15 protein-coding genes, 1 tRNA gene and 1 riboswitch are annotated in these 16893 nt (G+C 55.1%); of the genes, 11 read left to right on the plus strand and 5 right to left on the minus strand.

The genetic code is table 11. From position 1 onward, the window contains the following. Positions 1 to 161 precede the first annotated feature (161 nt). The 7 genes from ABVF61_RS18105 to rffA all read left to right on the plus strand — a co-directional run bounded on the left by ABVF61_RS18105 (position 162) and on the right by rffA (position 6257). A complete protein-coding gene (locus tag ABVF61_RS18105; protein WP_353994936.1) occupies positions 162 to 836 on the plus strand; it encodes an acetyltransferase in 675 nt (224 codons plus the stop codon). A 1-nt stretch (position 837) separates the two neighbouring features. Continuing rightward, positions 838 to 1077: an acyl carrier protein gene (locus ABVF61_RS18110; protein WP_353994937.1), complete on the plus strand. Its 240-nt coding sequence runs from the start codon at positions 838 to 840 to the stop codon at positions 1075 to 1077. Continuing rightward, a complete protein-coding gene (locus tag ABVF61_RS18115) occupies positions 1067 to 1807 on the plus strand; it encodes an SDR family NAD(P)-dependent oxidoreductase (protein ID WP_353994938.1) in 741 nt (246 codons plus the stop codon). The genes ABVF61_RS18110 and ABVF61_RS18115 overlap by 11 nt, the downstream gene beginning before the upstream one ends. After that, positions 1807 to 2682 (plus strand): formyltransferase family protein, encoded by an 876-nt coding sequence (locus ABVF61_RS18120; protein WP_353994939.1) that lies wholly within the window; start codon positions 1807 to 1809, stop codon positions 2680 to 2682. The genes ABVF61_RS18115 and ABVF61_RS18120 overlap by 1 nt, the downstream gene beginning before the upstream one ends. 204 nt (positions 2683 to 2886) lie before the next feature. Continuing rightward, a complete protein-coding gene (locus ABVF61_RS18125; RefSeq protein ID WP_353994940.1) occupies positions 2887 to 4443 on the plus strand; it encodes an AMP-binding protein in 1557 nt (518 codons plus the stop codon). A gap of 1 nt (position 4444) precedes the next feature. Then, the gene (locus ABVF61_RS18130) at positions 4445 to 4849 is read left to right on the plus strand and encodes a GtrA family protein (protein WP_353994941.1); all 405 of its coding nucleotides are present in this window, start codon (positions 4445 to 4447) and stop codon (positions 4847 to 4849) included. A 265-nt stretch (positions 4850 to 5114) separates the two neighbouring features. After that, positions 5115 to 6257, plus strand: coding sequence for a dTDP-4-amino-4,6-dideoxygalactose transaminase (gene rffA, locus ABVF61_RS18135; RefSeq protein ID WP_353994942.1), 1143 nt, complete (start codon positions 5115 to 5117; stop codon positions 6255 to 6257). Positions 6258 to 6405: 148 nt separating this feature from the next. On the opposite strand, the gene rfbA is transcribed toward rffA, so the two are convergent. Continuing rightward, the gene (gene rfbA / locus ABVF61_RS18140; protein ID WP_353994943.1) at positions 6406 to 7329 is read right to left on the minus strand and encodes a glucose-1-phosphate thymidylyltransferase RfbA; all 924 of its coding nucleotides are present in this window, start codon (positions 7327 to 7329) and stop codon (positions 6406 to 6408) included. Positions 7330 to 7772: 443 nt separating this feature from the next. Between rfbA and ABVF61_RS18145 the strand changes: the two genes are divergently transcribed. Next, the gene (locus ABVF61_RS18145) at positions 7773 to 9560 is read left to right on the plus strand and encodes a hypothetical protein (RefSeq protein ID WP_353994944.1); all 1788 of its coding nucleotides are present in this window, start codon (positions 7773 to 7775) and stop codon (positions 9558 to 9560) included. Between the two features lie 171 nt (positions 9561 to 9731). Here ABVF61_RS18145 and ABVF61_RS18150 read toward each other — a convergent pair. Then, positions 9732 to 9805: transfer RNA gene (locus ABVF61_RS18150), tRNA-Gly, on the minus strand. Between the two features lie 156 nt (positions 9806 to 9961). Here ABVF61_RS18150 and ABVF61_RS18155 point away from each other — a divergent pair. Then, positions 9962 to 10762, plus strand: coding sequence for an ion transporter (locus ABVF61_RS18155; RefSeq protein ID WP_353994945.1), 801 nt, complete (start codon positions 9962 to 9964; stop codon positions 10760 to 10762). A 70-nt stretch (positions 10763 to 10832) separates the two neighbouring features. Continuing rightward, on the plus strand, positions 10833 to 12287 hold the full coding sequence (locus ABVF61_RS18160; protein ID WP_353994946.1) for a gamma-glutamyltransferase: 1455 nt from the start codon (positions 10833 to 10835) through the stop codon (positions 12285 to 12287). 623 nt (positions 12288 to 12910) lie between these two features. Here ABVF61_RS18160 and ABVF61_RS18165 read toward each other — a convergent pair. Both ABVF61_RS18165 and ABVF61_RS18170 read right to left on the minus strand, forming a co-directional pair. Beyond that, positions 12911 to 13459: a YigZ family protein gene (locus ABVF61_RS18165; protein WP_353994947.1), complete on the minus strand. Its 549-nt coding sequence runs from the start codon at positions 13457 to 13459 to the stop codon at positions 12911 to 12913. 6 nt (positions 13460 to 13465) lie between these two features. Further along, positions 13466 to 14602, minus strand: coding sequence for a 2'-deoxycytidine 5'-triphosphate deaminase (locus ABVF61_RS18170; RefSeq protein WP_353994948.1), 1137 nt, complete (start codon positions 14600 to 14602; stop codon positions 13466 to 13468). A gap of 129 nt (positions 14603 to 14731) precedes the next feature. Beyond that, positions 14732 to 14812: riboswitch (SAM riboswitch) on the plus strand. Positions 14813 to 14856: 44 nt separating this feature from the next. Between ABVF61_RS18170 and ABVF61_RS18175 the strand changes: the two genes are divergently transcribed. After that, entirely contained in the window at positions 14857 to 16047 is a 1191-nt protein-coding gene (locus ABVF61_RS18175; protein WP_353994949.1) for an O-succinylhomoserine sulfhydrylase, read from the plus strand. Positions 16048 to 16094: 47 nt separating this feature from the next. On the opposite strand, the gene ABVF61_RS18180 is transcribed toward ABVF61_RS18175, so the two are convergent. Continuing rightward, the gene (locus ABVF61_RS18180) at positions 16095 to 16814 is read right to left on the minus strand and encodes a helix-turn-helix transcriptional regulator (protein ID WP_353994950.1); all 720 of its coding nucleotides are present in this window, start codon (positions 16812 to 16814) and stop codon (positions 16095 to 16097) included. Positions 16815 to 16893: the final 79 nt, after the last annotated feature.

Genomic DNA, 16893 nt, shown 5'->3' on the forward strand with positions numbered 1-16893 from the left:
GGTGAGAATGAAGCGTTTCTCGGCTCCGGAAAACTGTTTCGAGTGCGGAAAAGGTGGAGAACGAGGTGCTCATTGACTTTAGCACGCCAAAAGTGTCTTTCATCGAAAAACCAGCACAAGCGCCAGCACCGTTGGTATGTTTATATCTGTAGGCCAAAACCATGGAAAAAAAAGTTGTTCTAGTCGGAAACGCCGTTACCGCAGAAGTTCTCTATTCTTATCTTAAGATTGACGCGCGTTATCAGGTCTCTGGTCTTGTTGTCGACGACCAGTATGTCGACACCGGAACGAATTCCGACGTGAGAACAATTGCCTTGTCACATTTGGCCGAAGAGTACCCGCGTGATGAATATACCCTCATCATGGCCATGGGCTACAACGATCTCAATCAAACGCGCGAGAGGTTGTTCAACAAGCTGGTCGATTTGGGTTATGAATTTGAAACCTACGTGCATCCAACCGCTTTTGTCGCTCCAGACGCAACCGTTGGCCAAGGCTCGGTGGTCCTTCCCCACGCCGTCATCGAACCACATTCCTCAGTCGGTTCAAACACTATGGTATGGAGCAACGTGACACTCGCCCACCACAGCACAGTTGGAGCAAATTGCTGGGTCGCTGCAGGAACGGTGGTGTCTGGAAAGGCCGTCATTGAGCGCAACTCCTTCCTGGGCGTCAGTTCAATCATCGTGAATGAGGTTACTGTGGGTGAATTCAACATCATCGGTGCCGGGGCCTTGGTGTCACGCGACACAAAACCTCATTCAGTCCACCTGTCTCGATCAGCCGAACCCTTCCGTTTTTCGTCGGAAGAATATGTCAAGCATTTCGGAATTTAAGATGAACGCCAAACTTACAGAACTACTTGCCGAGGTTTTCGGACTGCGTCCAACTGAAATCCACCCAGAACTTCAAAAAACCGATGTCGGCTCGTGGGACTCACTGAAGCAGATGGATCTCGTCATGTCCCTGGAGCGGGCCTACGATATCGTGCTGGATCTCCCCGACATTTTGCGCATGACTTCGGTTGCGGAGATCGTTGCCGTTCTTGAAGACAAAGGAGTGTCTTTTGAAGACTGAGGGAACGGTTGCACTCGTCACCGGCGGAGCGCGTGGCCTTGGACTGGAAATCGCACAGCACTTGTCTGGAGCGGGCGCAACAGTGGTTGTCGCAGACAGAAATGCCGAAGCGCTTGCGGCACTTTCTCCAGCGCTTGAAGGTTGCGTGATGGACGTCACAGATCCCGCTCAGGTGAAGTCGCAGGTTGCCAACATCATCGATAAGCACAAGCGTATCGATATACTGGTCAACAATGCCGGTGTTATTTCAAGCGAACCTCTCGTCAATCTCACCAACCCTGACGGCATCATGCATGACTATGGCCGTTTCCGGGACTCTTTGACCGTTAATCTCGATTCTGTCTTTATCGTCACCTCAGCGGTGGTGGAACACATGGTCAAACTTCGTATCAGGGGAGCGATTGTAAATATCAGCTCAATCAGCGCCTGCGGCAACGAAGGCCAGACGGCCTATTCCGCGGCTAAGGCCGGCGTAAACGCAATGACGGTGACTTGGTCGAAAGAGCTCGGGCGCTGGGGTATCCGTTCAAACGCTGTTGCTCCGGGGTTCATAGGGACCGATTCCACACACTCTGCCGTTACTGAAACAGCGATAAAACATATCCGGGATAACACGCCGCTGCGCAGGCTTGGTGACGCCAGCGAGGTTGCCGCTGCAGTTAGAACGCTGATAGAAAACGATTTTCTGAACGGGGTCATTCTCGACGTGAATGGCGGGCTCAGGATCTGATGGCGACCGGTTTTGTTTTTGTCGGCAACAGACGTTTCGTGCTTGAGCGTATGATTGCCGAGGAGCTGAATGTCACCTCAGTGTTTGTCGTCGCGGGGACGCACCTGGAACGAGACTTGCAGCGCGGCATGATCTCAGGTGTGTCGGACTACTCGACTGTCAGTAGCAAACGGGAGCTCCTTCAACACCTGGAACAGAGCTGCTACGACGTACTTGTTTCCAATGGCTGCCCCTACATCCTTCCCGTGAGCGAGTTGCCCGCCGCGCGCTATGTAAATATCCACCCGTCCTGCCTCCCTGACTTGCGGGGCGTCGACCCGGTGATCGGCTCCGTACTGCACAAACGGGATGGCGGTGCCACGTGTCACGTTATGGATGCCGGCATTGATACCGGAGACATCATATCCAGCGTTCGGATTCCTTTTTCGCCTGATCTGGACGTTACGACACTCTATCAGTTGAGTTTCATTGCTGAGCAGGACGCATTTTCAAAGGCGCTTGCTCGAAACTTTGAACCTCAGCGGGCACAGCCCGATGAGCCTGAGGCAATTTACTACTCCCGCAGTGCGGAGGATCAGAGAATTACCTTTCAAGAGGACAATGATTTGATCCTTCAAAAGGTCAAGGCGTTCAACAACCGTTCTCAAGGTTGCGGTTTCAGTGTCCAGGGAACTAAGTTTCGCGTCTTTTCAGCACAGCGCATGCTAAATCCCTTCATCGGCAAGGCGCTGGAGGGGTTCCCCGAATGCGTGGTTGGATTGAGCTACGAGAACAGCATTGTCTTTCGCAAGGACGGCGAAATCATGAGGTTTTTGGAGATCCAATCGGACGGGGGCGAGATCATCGCCGTTGGTTCCAGCTTGTTGCAACCCTAGTTGGCTTCGACTAAACGTGACGAACAAGATCACTTGATAAGGTTCATTCAAAGTCTTTAGCGAGACGTGCGATTTATCGGATACGGGACGCACGCCCGTTAATTGCTGGAACCACCCTCCTACAAGGGCGACACCAAACAGCGAATTGCTCCCGATTTCCTGTCCGTTAGCCTTTCAGGAAACAGAGACTTCCGACAAATTGATATGACCGCCATTCCGCACCACTATAATCTGGGCAATCTCCTCGCCGAAACACTGACCCGGCACTCCACACGACCGGCACTGCGCTACGCTGAGAGCGATCACTCTTTTGGTGATCTGGGAACCTGGGCCGCCTCGCTTGCAACTCTCCTTCTGGGCAAGGGGCTCAGCCGTGGCGACGTGATCGCCATTGGGCACGACAAACACCCTCTTTCATATGCCCTTATGATTGCGTCGCTTCGTCTTGGTATCGCTTATGTCAATTTCGACGTCTGTTCACCAATCGCACGAACGAAGCGAATCCTCGAAGTAAGCGCCCCTTCTTTGCTGTTCTACGATGATGCGACCTATCGGGAAGAGATGACCGAGCTGGCAGGCGCGCAGGGCTGCGAGTTGATCTTGCTTGAGACGACAAGCCTGCCAGAGACCAGCGACGAAGATCTTAAGCGCCAGCAGGAATGCTGCCGGTTGGTGGATGGTTCGACCATCGCCTACATAATGTTCACTTCGGGTTCAACGGGAATACCAAAGGGCGTCGCGGTTACGCATGAGAACCTTTTGCACTTTATCGACTGGGGCCGGGAGTGTTTCGACGTCACGGAAGAAGACAATTTTTCAAATCTCAGTCCGATGTATTTCGACAACTCGGTTTTCGATTTCTATGTAGGCCTCTTCAACGGCGCATCGCTCAGTCCGGTCCATCGGGGCCTGCTCACCAAGCCGTATGACTTGGTCGCCTATGTGAGCGCGCGCAACTGTACGATCTGGTTCTCGGTCCCTTCGGCGCTGATGTATCTCATGGCGGTGAAGGCGATTGGTCCTGGCGCACTTGAAAACCTGCGTGCCATCATTTTCGGCGGCGAGGGATACCCAAAGGTGGAACTCAAGAAGCTTTATGACCGTTTCGAAAAGCAGGCGAGTCTCGTGAATGTCTATGGACCGACGGAATGCACATGCATCTGTAGCGCTCACACGCTGAGTCCGGTCGATTTTGAGGACATGGAAGGGCTACCGACTCTTGGTCGCCTGAACAAGAATTTCGACTTTGTCATTCTGGACGATGCCGGTGATGAAGCCGCTGAAGGCGAACTCTGTCTGATCGGGCCGAATGTGGCAGCCGGGTACTTCAATGATCTTGAGCGCACTGGCGCCGCCTTCCATACGCTCACCGATCCGACGCGCTATATGAAACGGATGTACCGCACAGGTGACCTGGTGAGGGAGGATGATGGACAGCTGCATTTCATTGGCCGCAAGGACAATCAAATCAAGCACATGGGTTACCGGATCGAACTTGAAGAGATAGAAAACGCGCTTGTGAGGTTGACCCAGGTTGACCAGGCTGCGGTCGTCTACCTCCGCAAGCAGGCGGCATTCGGCAAGCTGATCGCGTATGTCGCGTGTAAAAATAACGTAGAAGACGGAGTGCTGCTGAAAGAGCTTGGTCAGCTGGTGCCTGACTACATGGTCCCGCATCGTCTTCACATATTGCCGGAACTCCCGAAAAACGCCAACGGCAAGGTCGATCGGCAAGCCCTGCGCGCCCTCTCGGAGCAGTAAAGTGACGCTGGACACGATCATCACAACGACAAGGCAAATGGTGCGGTACGGCGTTGTAGGCGCGCTTACCAATCTGTTGGGTTACCTGATTTATCTTCTCGTGACCTGGCTTTGGCTCGAGCCGAAGGTAGCTGTTGCGATAATGTATCCAATTGCGGCATTGACCGCTTATTTCGGTCACGCGAAATATACATTCGAATACAACGGGTACCAGACCCGCGGGTTGTTTCGTTATTGCGTTTCGCACGCCATCGGCTACGCCACGAGTTTGGGAATGCTGTTTGTATTTTTTGACTTGCTGGGCTACCCGCACCAGCTGGTACAGGCTGCATCGATTTTCGTCGTGGCTGGCCTTCTGTTTCTTCTCTTCCGGTTTTACGTTTTTCGGGAAGTGTCAAAGAGCTAAGCGTTTGATCCTGTTTGGTTCATTTCGTCGGACCAGCCGCTGTCGCTGACAACTCAGAACCAATAATAACCGAACGCCTTGGACCGACGTCTCTTCAACGTGGGAAAACATATTGCTGCTCTTTCAAAGCAGTGAGATCCCAATATATTGAAAAGGCCATTGTTACTATCTTGAGTGGCGGTCTGCGCAGGTCGGTAATCGGCTCTTTCGAGCCACTATCAGCAAACGGTTCCTGATCTGATCAAGAAACAAGGACGGTGAGCTAATGAAATCAAACAGTCACATTCCCTTTAACTGGCCGCACATGACCGGCAAGGAGCTGTATTATATCGCCGACGCGCACTTTAAGGGCAGGCTTGCCGGCGACGGTCCGTTTACAAAGCTCTGCCACGCGTGGATCGAAGAAAACAGCGGATGCAGCAAAGCACTTCTGACGCATTCATGTACTGCTGCACTGGAAATGGCCGCGTTGTTGTTGGACATCGAGCCTGGTGACGAAATTATTATGCCGTCCTATACATTTGTGTCGACGGCGAATGCGTTCGTGCTTCGAGGTGGTGTGCCGGTCTTCGTTGATATACGCGAAGATACCCTCAATCTGGATGAAAGCCTGCTCGAAGCTGCGATCACACCCCGAACCAGAGCGATTGTGCCGGTGCACTATGCGGGTGTCGGGTGCGAAATGGACACCATTTTGAGCATCGCGCGCAAGCACGGTTTGCACGTTGTGGAAGATGCTGCGCAGGGCGTGATGGCAAGCTACAAGGACCGCATGCTTGGAAGCATCGGTGATCTGGGAACCTACAGTTTCCATGAGACGAAAAACGTAATCTCCGGCGAAGGGGGGGCTCTCCTAGTCAACGACGAAACTTTGTCAGTGAGAGCTGAGATTATCCGTGAAAAAGGAACCGACAGAAGCCGTTTTTTCAGGGGCGAGATAGACAAATATTCTTGGCAGGAAGTTGGATCATCCTTTTTGCCCGGCGAATTGATTGCAGCCTTTCTGTGGGCGCAGCTTGAAGAAGCACAGAAGATCACTGAGCAAAGACTGTCGAACTGGCGCTATTACCACGATTTGATGGAGCCCCTTGAAGCGAGCGGTATCCTGCGTCGCCCGATCATCCCCGCGGAGTGCCGGCACAACGCTCACATGTACTATGTCTTGTTTTCGCCGGACATCGACAGACAAAGTGTGCTCGAGAGTTTCAAGAAAAACGGCATTGATTCCGTTTTTCATTACGTTCCCCTGCATTCAGCCCCGGCGGGCATGCGCTATGGTCGAGCGCATGGCAATCTCGAAATTACGAATGAGTATTCCGAAAGGCTTGTCCGACTGCCGTTCTGGACGACAATAACCGTTGAACAACAGGACGAAGTTGCCCGGACACTGAAAAACGCAATCGGTTGATTTTCTGCTCCCAGAGCGCAGGCCAAGCGTTGAGTTTCCTGGCACGACCACGGTCGCCGGCGTCTTTGACTTGGCGGGTAATGACAGTGCGTAGCGGCGCTGCAGGTCATTGTTTCAAAAGATGGACGATACGGTCGAACGCGGCGCACTAGTCGGACGGGTTCAGCACTGTCTTTGATTGGGGGCGAACACAAATCTCGTGCAACAAATTGAAGTAGTCATTCGATTTGTTGTTTTCGCAAAGTGCGACCAGGTCTGATCTGTCAATCCATCCGTTGCGCCATGCCATTTCTTCCGGGCTGGCGATCATCAAGCCGTTCCGGCGTTGCATGGTTCGGACGTATTGGCTCGCCTCGAACAAGCCTTCGGGCGTTCCCCCGTCAAGCCAGGCGACACCACGCCCCAGGTCAACTGCTTTGAGGCTTCCGTCGGCCAGATAAAGCTTGTTGAGGTCGGTGATTTCCAATTCGTTCCGCTTGGACGGCTTGAGGGATTTCGCGAATTCCACGGCACGACCGTCGTAACAATAAAAGCCTGGAACCGCTAGATTGGATCGCGGGTGATCCGGTTTTTCTTCCAAACTCAGGACTTCGTGGTCGCCACTGAGTTCAACAACGCCAAAGGCTTCAGGGTTCTTGACGGGGTAGCCAAGAATGCTGGCGCCAACGTTTTCTTCCAGAACGCGCTGAAGCACTGAAGCTAGGTTCGATCCGTGGATCAGGTTGTCACCCAGAACCAAGACCGAGTCCCGGTTGCCGATCTGCTGGGCGCACAGGAGAAAAACCTCGGCGATGCCGTGAGGCTCATCCTGATGGACATAATTCAGCGTCATGCCCCATTGACTGCCGTCGCCAAGCAGACCTCTGAAAGCCGCTTCATCCTCCGGCCGGCAAATGAAGACAACTTCACGAACCTTGATGAGCATCAGCAAAGAAAGAGAATAGTAAATCAGCGGTTTATCGTAGACATGGAGAAGATGTTTATTGACGGATCTTGTTGTCGGAAAAAGTCGGCTGCCGGTACCCCCAGCAAGCAAAAGACCGATTGGATCTTTCCCAGGTTCATTTGTCATTCTTATTCTTGCCCCGCAATCAAAGCGCAGTGTCTTCGAGCGTTTCATCAAGCCCGAGGTGGCCAGCAGTGTATGTCTTGCGTTATCTCAGCGTTGTCAATTGCATATCTGAAATATTGCCCCGTCCCGTTTTGCTTGAGGGTAATCCTGTTTTGGGAAAGCAGCGACGACCGGGGGGCGTTAAGCCGGCAGACCGCGCAAAACGGTTGTTGATGGCGAAGGAGCGTCGCAGGAAGAGCCCGTCCCTGCTTCGGGGGCGGCTGCCTCATGGCGAAGGCTTGGGATGCAGTTTCAAGCCGGCACACGGATTGCGCGCTGAAATCATGATGGACCGTATTTGCGACTTGTACTAACACTCACGCTAGCGCGGTGTTTCATGGTTTCCCGCACGCGTGTCGCCTATTCTTGAAGCGCCTCACTAACGGTGGAGATTTTTTCTGAAAATGAAGCGTTCAGTGTTTAACTGGTCTTTTGTTGTTTGTGTCATCTGGTTTCCAGTTTTCTATATTATTTTCTCACTTTTTTTTACTGTAGTGGTGAGTTCTATTTATTTTTTTGACAGCTTTAATTTGCTCAACAATATTTTTGGCAGCGTTTTATTTTTATTTGTTTCAAGCGCTCTTTGCTGCCTGCTTTTCTATCGCGTTGAAAATCTGCCTTATCACGCGCCCGGAACCAGGGCATATGGCGCAACGGTCATCGCTGTAGGGCTGATTTTCTTTGTATTTGTTGGCAGCATCCGGCTCATATACGGAGTGGGAACACCATTTGCCCCAATGTTGATGCATGCGGGATTGCTCCACCATGACATCGTATTCAGGCTCAGTATTTCGAGTATCTTATCGGAAAATGCTCTCATCACGGCAGGCGTGAATGGATACGTTAATACAATCAGTCCGTCTTTGTTTGAGGTGTCTCTGGGCGGCTTGTCGGCTTTTTTAGGTTCGAATCCGGTTGACGTTTTTTATGCATATTTCTCCGGGTTCGTTCCGGCTATCTGGTTATTGTTGCTCGTCGCAATTCCGATCATCCTCGGAGCGCCGGTGTTATTGGCGGCATGGGCCCCGGTCGCGATTGCAACGATCAGTTTGTTCTCCCTGACCGTAGAAGTTCCGTACTGGGGAATGAAGCCTTTCATAAATGCCCCATACGCTTTCGCGCTTATGTTTCTGCTGCTGCAGGTATTCGTGCTTGTGCGGCTGGCGCTTGCGTCAAAGGCTTACAAAGAAACGGACATGCCATTCGGAACGGCAGCAAAATTTTGCGCGCTGATGGTAATTGTTGCGACACTGGCAACGGCTTCAAAAATTCAGGTTGGCTTCGTCACTTCGGCGGGGGCTTGTATTGCAATACTGATCCTGCCGATGAAATTGGTACATCGCCTGGCCCTGCTCACAGTTTGTTCGGTCTTGTTAGCGTTGGCGGGGTTCTATGCAATTTATTTTTCACTGGAATTTGTTGGTGGGCTGGAAATCATAGTCAAGTGGAAGCTGCTCGCACTACATGCCGGTGTTGCGCTTTTGCTCGTGTTGTTCATGGTCAGCGATCGAGATCCGTCAGTGAAGTGGTTGTCGCTCCCGCTCACCGTGATGCTGCTTGCAGCTTTGGTCACACCCACTCTCTATGCCAGTGGGAACCAGGAGACCTTCTTTCATAATCAGGCACTTTGGATTTCCGTGCCGGTTATAGTCGGTATCGCTTCGAACAGAGGGCTCCTGCAATCCCGGATGACTTTAAAGATTGCGCTGGCGGCGGTTGTCTTGATCAACGCCCTGACGATATTTGAGTTGGCTGACAACAACGCCCTGAAAACCCGCATGGATAGATCGCTCCAACGCATCGCTTCCAGCTTGCAAGCCAGCGACCCAACTCTCACCCAAACGTTAAACGCAGTTCAACAGGCAGCAAATCAAATTGACGGTGATTTAAATGTAGGTCTGTTCATTCCGCACGAGAACAAAGAATTCTGGGCTCTGGGGTATTCTTGTATCTTTCCGAATTTTTATCTTCAGGCGAATACCGGCATGGCGCTTCTGGTTGGAAACCGCCCGATAACGGAACGGTGCCCAAACCCAATCGCCGGATATCAGAGCATCCCGCAGAACCTTACCCCGCCCTATACGCCCGACGCGCTTTGCCCCATCGCACGAAGCCGCTCCGTTGATGCGGTGATTTTGGTGAACGATATAGATCGTCTGCCACTAGACGTCATTGATTGCAGAGGAAGCTAGCAGCGGAACTGAAACTCGAAACGTCGATCTGTCGCGCCTTAGAGCCGAAGTCGTGAGCTGACGATCGCCGGTTCGACAAACTCATCATGAAGTAATGATGTTGTTTGCTTCCGGTCTTGCCCGCAGACGCCATCGAATTCATTGAACTGGCGGCGAAATTCCTGGCCACCATGGAGCGGGTGAGGGGAATCGAACCCCCGTCTTAAGCTTGGGAAGCTTCTGCTCTACCATTGAGCTACACCCGCTTTGCAACCCAAGTACTGAGCCGACTTGGTGAAGCTGTCAAGCGGACAAGAGTGCTTTTCCGTCTTACTTGATCTTGCGCTGCAGCGCAGAAATCGCCATGTTCGCGCCGGCGCAAGAGCGCGGTGTTTTGAACGGACAAACTCCAGGTCAGGTAAATGCGAAATCAGGTCAGGGCGCTGGTTACCTCGCGCAATTGGGAAATCTGCATCATCGGGATCATCATGCTGAATGCGGTGACGCTCGGCCTGGAAACCAGTGCGTTCATGATGAACAGCGTCGGTACGTGGCTGATCCTGATCGACAAGGTCATTCTGGGAATTTTCGTTGTCGAACTGATCCTGCGTCTTTACGCGCACGGTCTGAAATTCTTCAAGGATCCCTGGAGCCTCTTCGATTTTGCCATCGTCGGCATTGCCCTGGTTCCCTCGACCGGGCCGATGTCCGTCCTCCGGTCGCTACGCATCCTGCGTGTCTTGCGCCTGATTTCCGTTGTGCCATCGCTGCGGCGCGTGATCGGCGGGTTGATTGCTGCTTTGCCGGGCATGGGCTCCATCGTCGTGCTGATGGCGCTGGTCTTTTATGTCTTTGCCGTCATGGCGACCAAGCTGTTCGGCCAGTCCTTCCCGGAATGGTTCGGCGATCTGGGTGCTTCGCTCTATACGCTTTTCCAGATCATGACGCTGGAAAGCTGGTCCATGGGCATTGTGCGTCCCGTTATGGAAGTCTACCCGCTTTCCTGGATATTCTTCGTGCCGTTTATTCTGTGCACCGCCTTCACCGTGCTGAACCTCTTTATCGGTATCATCGTCTCAGCCATGCAGGAGGAGCATGAAGCCGAAGCAGATGCCAACCGCCAGGCGATCCACGACGACACGGGCCTCATCCTGGAAGAGGTCAAGGCACTCAGGGAAGAACTGCGGGAGTTGCGGGTCAAGGTCGCCGAAAAATCGTCGTGAGGACCGCGTCCAGCGCCTATGTCGCCTGCTGAGCTTGCCTTTCCAGTAAACGCATGATTTGTCGGAACATATGGCAGGCGAAGCAAAAGGCACAATAGCAGCGGGCCATCAGCTGACCGCTGAAGCGGGAGCTGAAATGCTGCGCAATGGCGGCAACGCCCTTGATGCGGCAATCGCCGCGCTCGCGATGGCGTGCGTGTGCGAGCCGGTTCTGGCTTCGCCGGGCGGCGGCGGATTCGCGATAATCCGCAGCGGTCGGAGCGGAGCAACCACGCTGCTCGATTTTTTTCCTCAAACGCCTCGGCAACAACGCGGCGACATTGCCGACGGCTTTCACAGCATCACCGCAGATTTCGGGTCGGCCACGCAGGTTTTTCACATCGGACCTGCGACTGTCGCCTCGCCGGGCTTTTTTGCAGGTCTGACGGCACTCCGCGAGGCGGGCGCTACGTTGCCCTTTGCCGACCTCTTTGCGCCGGCGATACACGCGGCAACGTCCGGGCACCGCATAACCGCTTATCAGTATTATCTGTCGACCGTGGTGCGGCCGATCCTGACTGCGACGCAGGCTTCTGCAGACCTGTTTGCGCCTTCAGGCGATTTGCCGCGCGTCGGATCGGTCTTTCAAAATCCCGGCCTTGCGGAAATGTTCGAAGAATGGGCGCGCGGAGGCTGGCTGCACTCAGGGATCGCGGGTCAAATCCTTCAGGAGCAGAAGCGTGGCGGCCATCTGCGCCGTGCGGACTTGGAAGGCTATGAGGTCGTCGCGCGTGAACCACTTCGTATCGCGCTAGACGGCGCTTCGGTTTTCCTAAATCCGCCGCCGGCCGCTTGCGGCGCATTGATCCGTTACGCGTTGACCCATCTTGAGCGATGCGACATGCCAGCCATGGCAACGGCTCTGCAGCTGACCGATGAAGCCCGCCGATTGGTCCGCGGAGACCTCGCAAGGCTCCTGGACCGGCCCATGCGCCAGAAGGGAACAACCCACATCTCAACAGTCGATGCCCAGGGAAATGCCTGCTCAGTGACGGTCTCGAACGGTACTGGCAATGGTGAGATCGTTGCCGGGTATGGCTTCATGCTGAACAACATTCTTGGAGAAGAGGATGTGAACCCGCATGGATCGCAAGACTGGCCGACGAATGTGCGCCTGGCCTCAATGATGTGCCCGACGCTGATCGAGACAAAGGACGGAAACCTGATCGCTCTCGGGTCCGGCGGGTCCAGTCGAATCCGTTCGGCAATATTTCAGGTTGTTGCGCGCTTGTGTTTGGGGCAGGCCGGACTGAAAGAAGCGGTCCGTGCACCGCGCCTTCACATTGAAAATGGACATCTGGATGTTGAGGCGATTGAGGCCGGTATTGATATTGAAGAATTGAAAAGCCTCTTTCCCGACCATCGTATCTGGGCGGAAAAGAACATGTTCTTCGGCGGCGTACATGCCGTCAGCGCCGATAGCCGTGGCTATTTTTCGAGTATCGGAGACGACCGCCGGGAAGGCGCCGCCGTGATCGTCGATTGAACTCAGGCGCGGTACTCAGATGTCTCAGCTTTTAAGGTCGATCAACTAGCCGACTTCAGCTCTCCAATCATACTCGCACAAACTCTCCTTGGTCTTCCCGGCCAAGCGCAGCGCGAGCCGGGACCGGAGAGGCAGGGCCCCGGCATTTTGAGCGCATGTCCTCGGCTGCCCGATCCCGGCTCGTCCTCCGGACGTCCGGGATGACGGTGGTGGGATGTTTTCAAGTGATTGATGCGCTTGCAGAACCGGTATCGAGGATTACCTCTTTCACAGCTCCTTTCTGTCAACGGGAAGCGGATGCACAAGATGAAAAGTCAGTTTTCTTCAAACCCGCAATAACAAAGTGCGCGCAACCCCTGAGCGTGAGCAAGCTCAACAAAACCCTCCGTCGTCTTCCCGGCCAAGCGCAGCGCGAGCCGGGACCGGAGAGGCAGGGCCTCGGCACATTTGAGCGCATGCCCTCGGCTCCCTGATCCCGGCTCACCCTCCGGGCGTCCGGGATGACGATGGTGTAGGGTTGAGGGCAAAAGGATGCAGGCGCTGCCGGTCTAGAAAACAAGCCGCGTCCATCTTTGCCTCTGGAGTGTTGATGTTAAGGTTTACACGGCAATCACGAAAGGACGCTAAAGCTTTGCCAGTGCCTCTTCCGGGCCTTCAACGGTCAGTTCTACACCGGTCTCCGTATAGTTCCGCGCAACGACCGTCAGGCCGAGCCTCTCTATCCTTCGCTCCAGCTCGGAGCTTGCCGCAAACGTTGCGTTCAGTCTTCTGCTCGTGATCTTCTGGAACGGCACGAGATCCGCATTGCCGATAGCATCCTGAGCAGCGCCGGAATAGGCGCGCGCAAGTCCGCCGCCACCAAGTTTGGTACCACCGAAGTAACGCACAATCAGAACGGCGCAATTGATCAGATCGGCGCCCTGAAGCACGCGCAAAGTCGGCATACCTGAAGTTCCGGCCGGTTCGCCATCATCCTTGCCGCTTTCCTCGATCCGGCCGTCATCCAGCAGGCGGCGATGCGCGGTAACGATGTGGTTGGCTTTCCTGTGCTCCTTGCGCAGCGAGTCGAGGCGCTGGTCGAATTGTTGGATCGGCATCAGAAACGCCAGAAAGCGGGACTTCCGGTCCTCCAGAAACCCCTCATATTCGCGCGTGACGGTCTTCAGGGGCATGGCGTCTTACGACGGCACCCGGAAGTGTTTCGACAGTTTCAGTGCCTGGCCCTGGTAGTTCGAGCCGATGCCTTCGCCGTAGAGCGTGACCGGCCGCTCCGCCATGTGCTCATAAACGAGCCGGCCGATAGTCTGACCGTGTTCGACGATAAAGGGAACGTCGTGGGAGCGGACCTCGAGCACGGCCCTGGATCCGACGCCGCCTGCGTCTGCGTGCCCAAACCCGGGATCGAAAAAGCCGGCATAGTGCACCCGAAATTCCCCAACAAGCGGATCGAACGGCACCATTTCGGCGGCAAAATCCGGCGGCACATGGACCGCCTCCTGGCTGACTAGGATATAGAACGCGTCCGGATCGAGGATCAGTTCACCCTTCTGGCGCCGGTAAATCGGTTCCCAGAAATCAAGCGGATCCTGGGCTCCGACTACATCGACGTCAATGAGCCCGGAATGATGCTTGGCGCGATAGCCGATCAGGCTGTCCGGGCCGTTTCCTTCAAGGTCGATCGACAACTGCACACCGCCGCCGATGCGCTCGTTGCCGCCGCTCATCAGCGTATGGGTCCGGTGCACGTCCTCAAGGATGGCATCGGCAATCAGCGAATGACCACGCCGGAAACGGATCTGGCTGAGGCGTGACCCGCTGCGCACGAGGATCGGAAAGGTGAGGGGTGAAATCTCCGCATAAAGCGGACCCTTGTATCCGGCCGGAACCGTGTCGAAGGCAAGGCCATTGTCGGTGATCACGCGTGTGAAAACGTCAAGACGACCGGTCGAACTCTTCGGATTTGCGGTCGCTGAAATGTCTGATGCCAGGGCAAGGCTTTCCTGAAGCGGCACGATATAGACACAGCCGGTTTCCAGGACTGCACCGTCCCTGAGGTCGACCGTGTGAAGTTTCAACTCTTCCAGGCGGTCGGCGACGCGGATTTCGGGGCCAGGCAGAAAGCTGGCACGAACGCGAAAAGCCACCGCGCCGAGGCGAAGGTCCAGACTGGCGGGTTGGATCTGCCCGGAAACAGGGGCTTCATCGGCCGAAATTTCACCGGCGGCGAACATTTCGCGAATGATCCGCTCCGGTAAAATCCCGCTTGCTGCAAGGGTTGCGCTTCCGTTCAAGGCCTCGCCGGTTGGCACGTTCATGAAGAATTCCCGTCTTTTGTCCTTAGAGGAATCCTTAAAGGATAGGTTGGCCCGCGCCAACAGGCTTTGTCGGTTCACGAGAACTTTCGCTGAAGATGATTGACCGCAGCAAGGTTTTCCCTTACCACGGAGCCATTCCGTGGTGATTTGGGCCGGCCGGCTTGCAGCCACGTTAAATAAATCGCTAAAAAAGGCCGGAGGTGCGAACCCCGGTCTTGAGGCTGGGGTTTTTTGCGTTTGGAGCGAACAAGACAATGACTGAGTCCACCACCAAGAACTGGCGTCCTGCAACCTCTTTGGTTCACGGCGGTACCATGCGTTCGCCTTTTGGTGAAACCTCGGAAGCCATGTATCTGACCCAAGGCTTTGTCTACGACAATGCCGAGGCGGCGGAAGCGCGCTTCAATGGCGAAGACCCGGGCTTTGTCTATTCCCGCTATGCCAACCCGACCGTTTCCATGTTTGAAGATCGCATCAAAGCGCTTGAAGGTGCGGAAGCTGCGCGTGGTACTGCGAGCGGCATGGCCGCGGTGAACCTTGCCCTGATGGCGTCAGTCAAGGCCGGCGATCACGTGATCGCGGCAAAAGCGCTGTTCGGCTCCTGCCGCTACATTTGCGAAACACTGTTGCCGCGCTTTGGCGTCGAAAGCACGCTCGTCGACGGGACGGATATCGAACAGTGGAAGGCGGCGGTGCGACCGAACACACGCGCGCTTTTTTTGGAAAGCCCGACCAACCCGACGCTGGAAGTCATCGATGTTTCAGCGGTCGCGGAGATTGCAAAAACGGCCGGCGCGCGCCTTATCGTCGACAACGTGTTTGCCACCCCGCTTTACCAGTCACCGCTTCAGCTTGGGGCCGATGTTGTTGTCTATTCGGCAACGAAGCATATCGATGGCCAGGGTCGATGCCTTGGCGGTGTGGTTCTGTCCGATGAAGAATGGATCGTCGACGAAGTCATGCCGTTTGTGAAGCATACGGGTCCGCATATGAGCCCGTTTAACGCCTGGGTCCTGATGAAGGGCCTTGAAACGCTTCCGATCCGTGTCGCGCGACAGACCGAGAGCGCGGGACAGATTGCCGATTTTCTCGCCGGCCAATCCAAGGTCAAGCGGCTGATCTACCCCGGGCGGGACGACCATCCGCAGGCGGATCTGGCCAAGCGGCAGATGCGTGCCGGTTCGACCATGGTGGCCCTGGAAATCGAAGGCGGCAAAGAGGCGGCCTTCCGCTTCACCAATGCGCTGGACATCATCCGGATCTCCAACAACCTTGGCGATGCGAAAAGCCTGATCACCCATCCGGCAACAACGACGCACCAGTCGATCGGTGAAGAAGCGCGCGCCGAACTCGGTATCACCGACGGCATTTTGCGGCTGTCGGTCGGGCTGGAAGATCCGCAGGATCTGCTGGAAGACGTCGAAAAAGCGCTGAACGCGGTCTGAGGTGATGCTCAGGCAGGGAGAATGAAACCCTGCCTGAACGGTGATCGTCAATCGAACGTCTGCCGAACCGGGCGGACGCTGTCGTCGAAGGGCACATGGCGTCGTCGAAAGGTTGAACCCTCGACGCATTCGGCTGCGCTGATCCGGTCCATTCGGAAGTGCCGGAAATCCTGGCGCGACGGGTCCCAGGCGACCAGATACCAGAGCGGCGGCAGGATCAGCATGGCTTGCGGCTCCACATGCCGCGTCGTCTCAGCGCCCTTCGCGTCCCTATAGCGGAAGCGCAGGTGCAAGCGATTGAGAAAGGCCGGTTCAAAGGCCGGCAGAAGCGCGGGGTCCATTGTTCCCAGATCGGATATGTCGACCTCGGGAGCAAGCGGTCCGACGTAGAGACAATCCAAAAAACGCCGTAAATCCCGAACCTTGTCCGAAGGCAGAGCTTTCTCGATCTTGGCAAGAGCCGCGTCTGCAAGACCCGAGAAGGGAAGGGTGCCGGCAGCTCTCATGCTTGCAACGCTGATCAGAAGCGCGAAGACCTCAGCGACTGAGAGACGCGCAGTGGTCTGGATGGAGTGCGGATCAAGGTAAAGGCCGCCTCCGCGGCCGATTTGCGAGTGAATGGCAAACCCTTCATCGCGCAGGGCTGCAATGTCGCGCAACACAGTGCGCCGAGAAGCGCCAACCTCTTCTGCCAGGCGAGAAATGGTGGATGTGCCTTGACGGCGAAGGTTGCGCACGAGAGCGTCTTGTCGGTGGCGTGCATTCATTTGGTTAGGCTATCGATTAATAGTGCCAGTTTTTGGCACCATTAAGCTTCATGTAACGGCTTTAAAAGTCAACAAGGAG

The sequence above is a fragment of the Roseibium sp. HPY-6 genome, assembly GCF_040530035.1.
Classification (GTDB): Bacteria; Pseudomonadota; Alphaproteobacteria; order Rhizobiales; family Stappiaceae; genus Roseibium.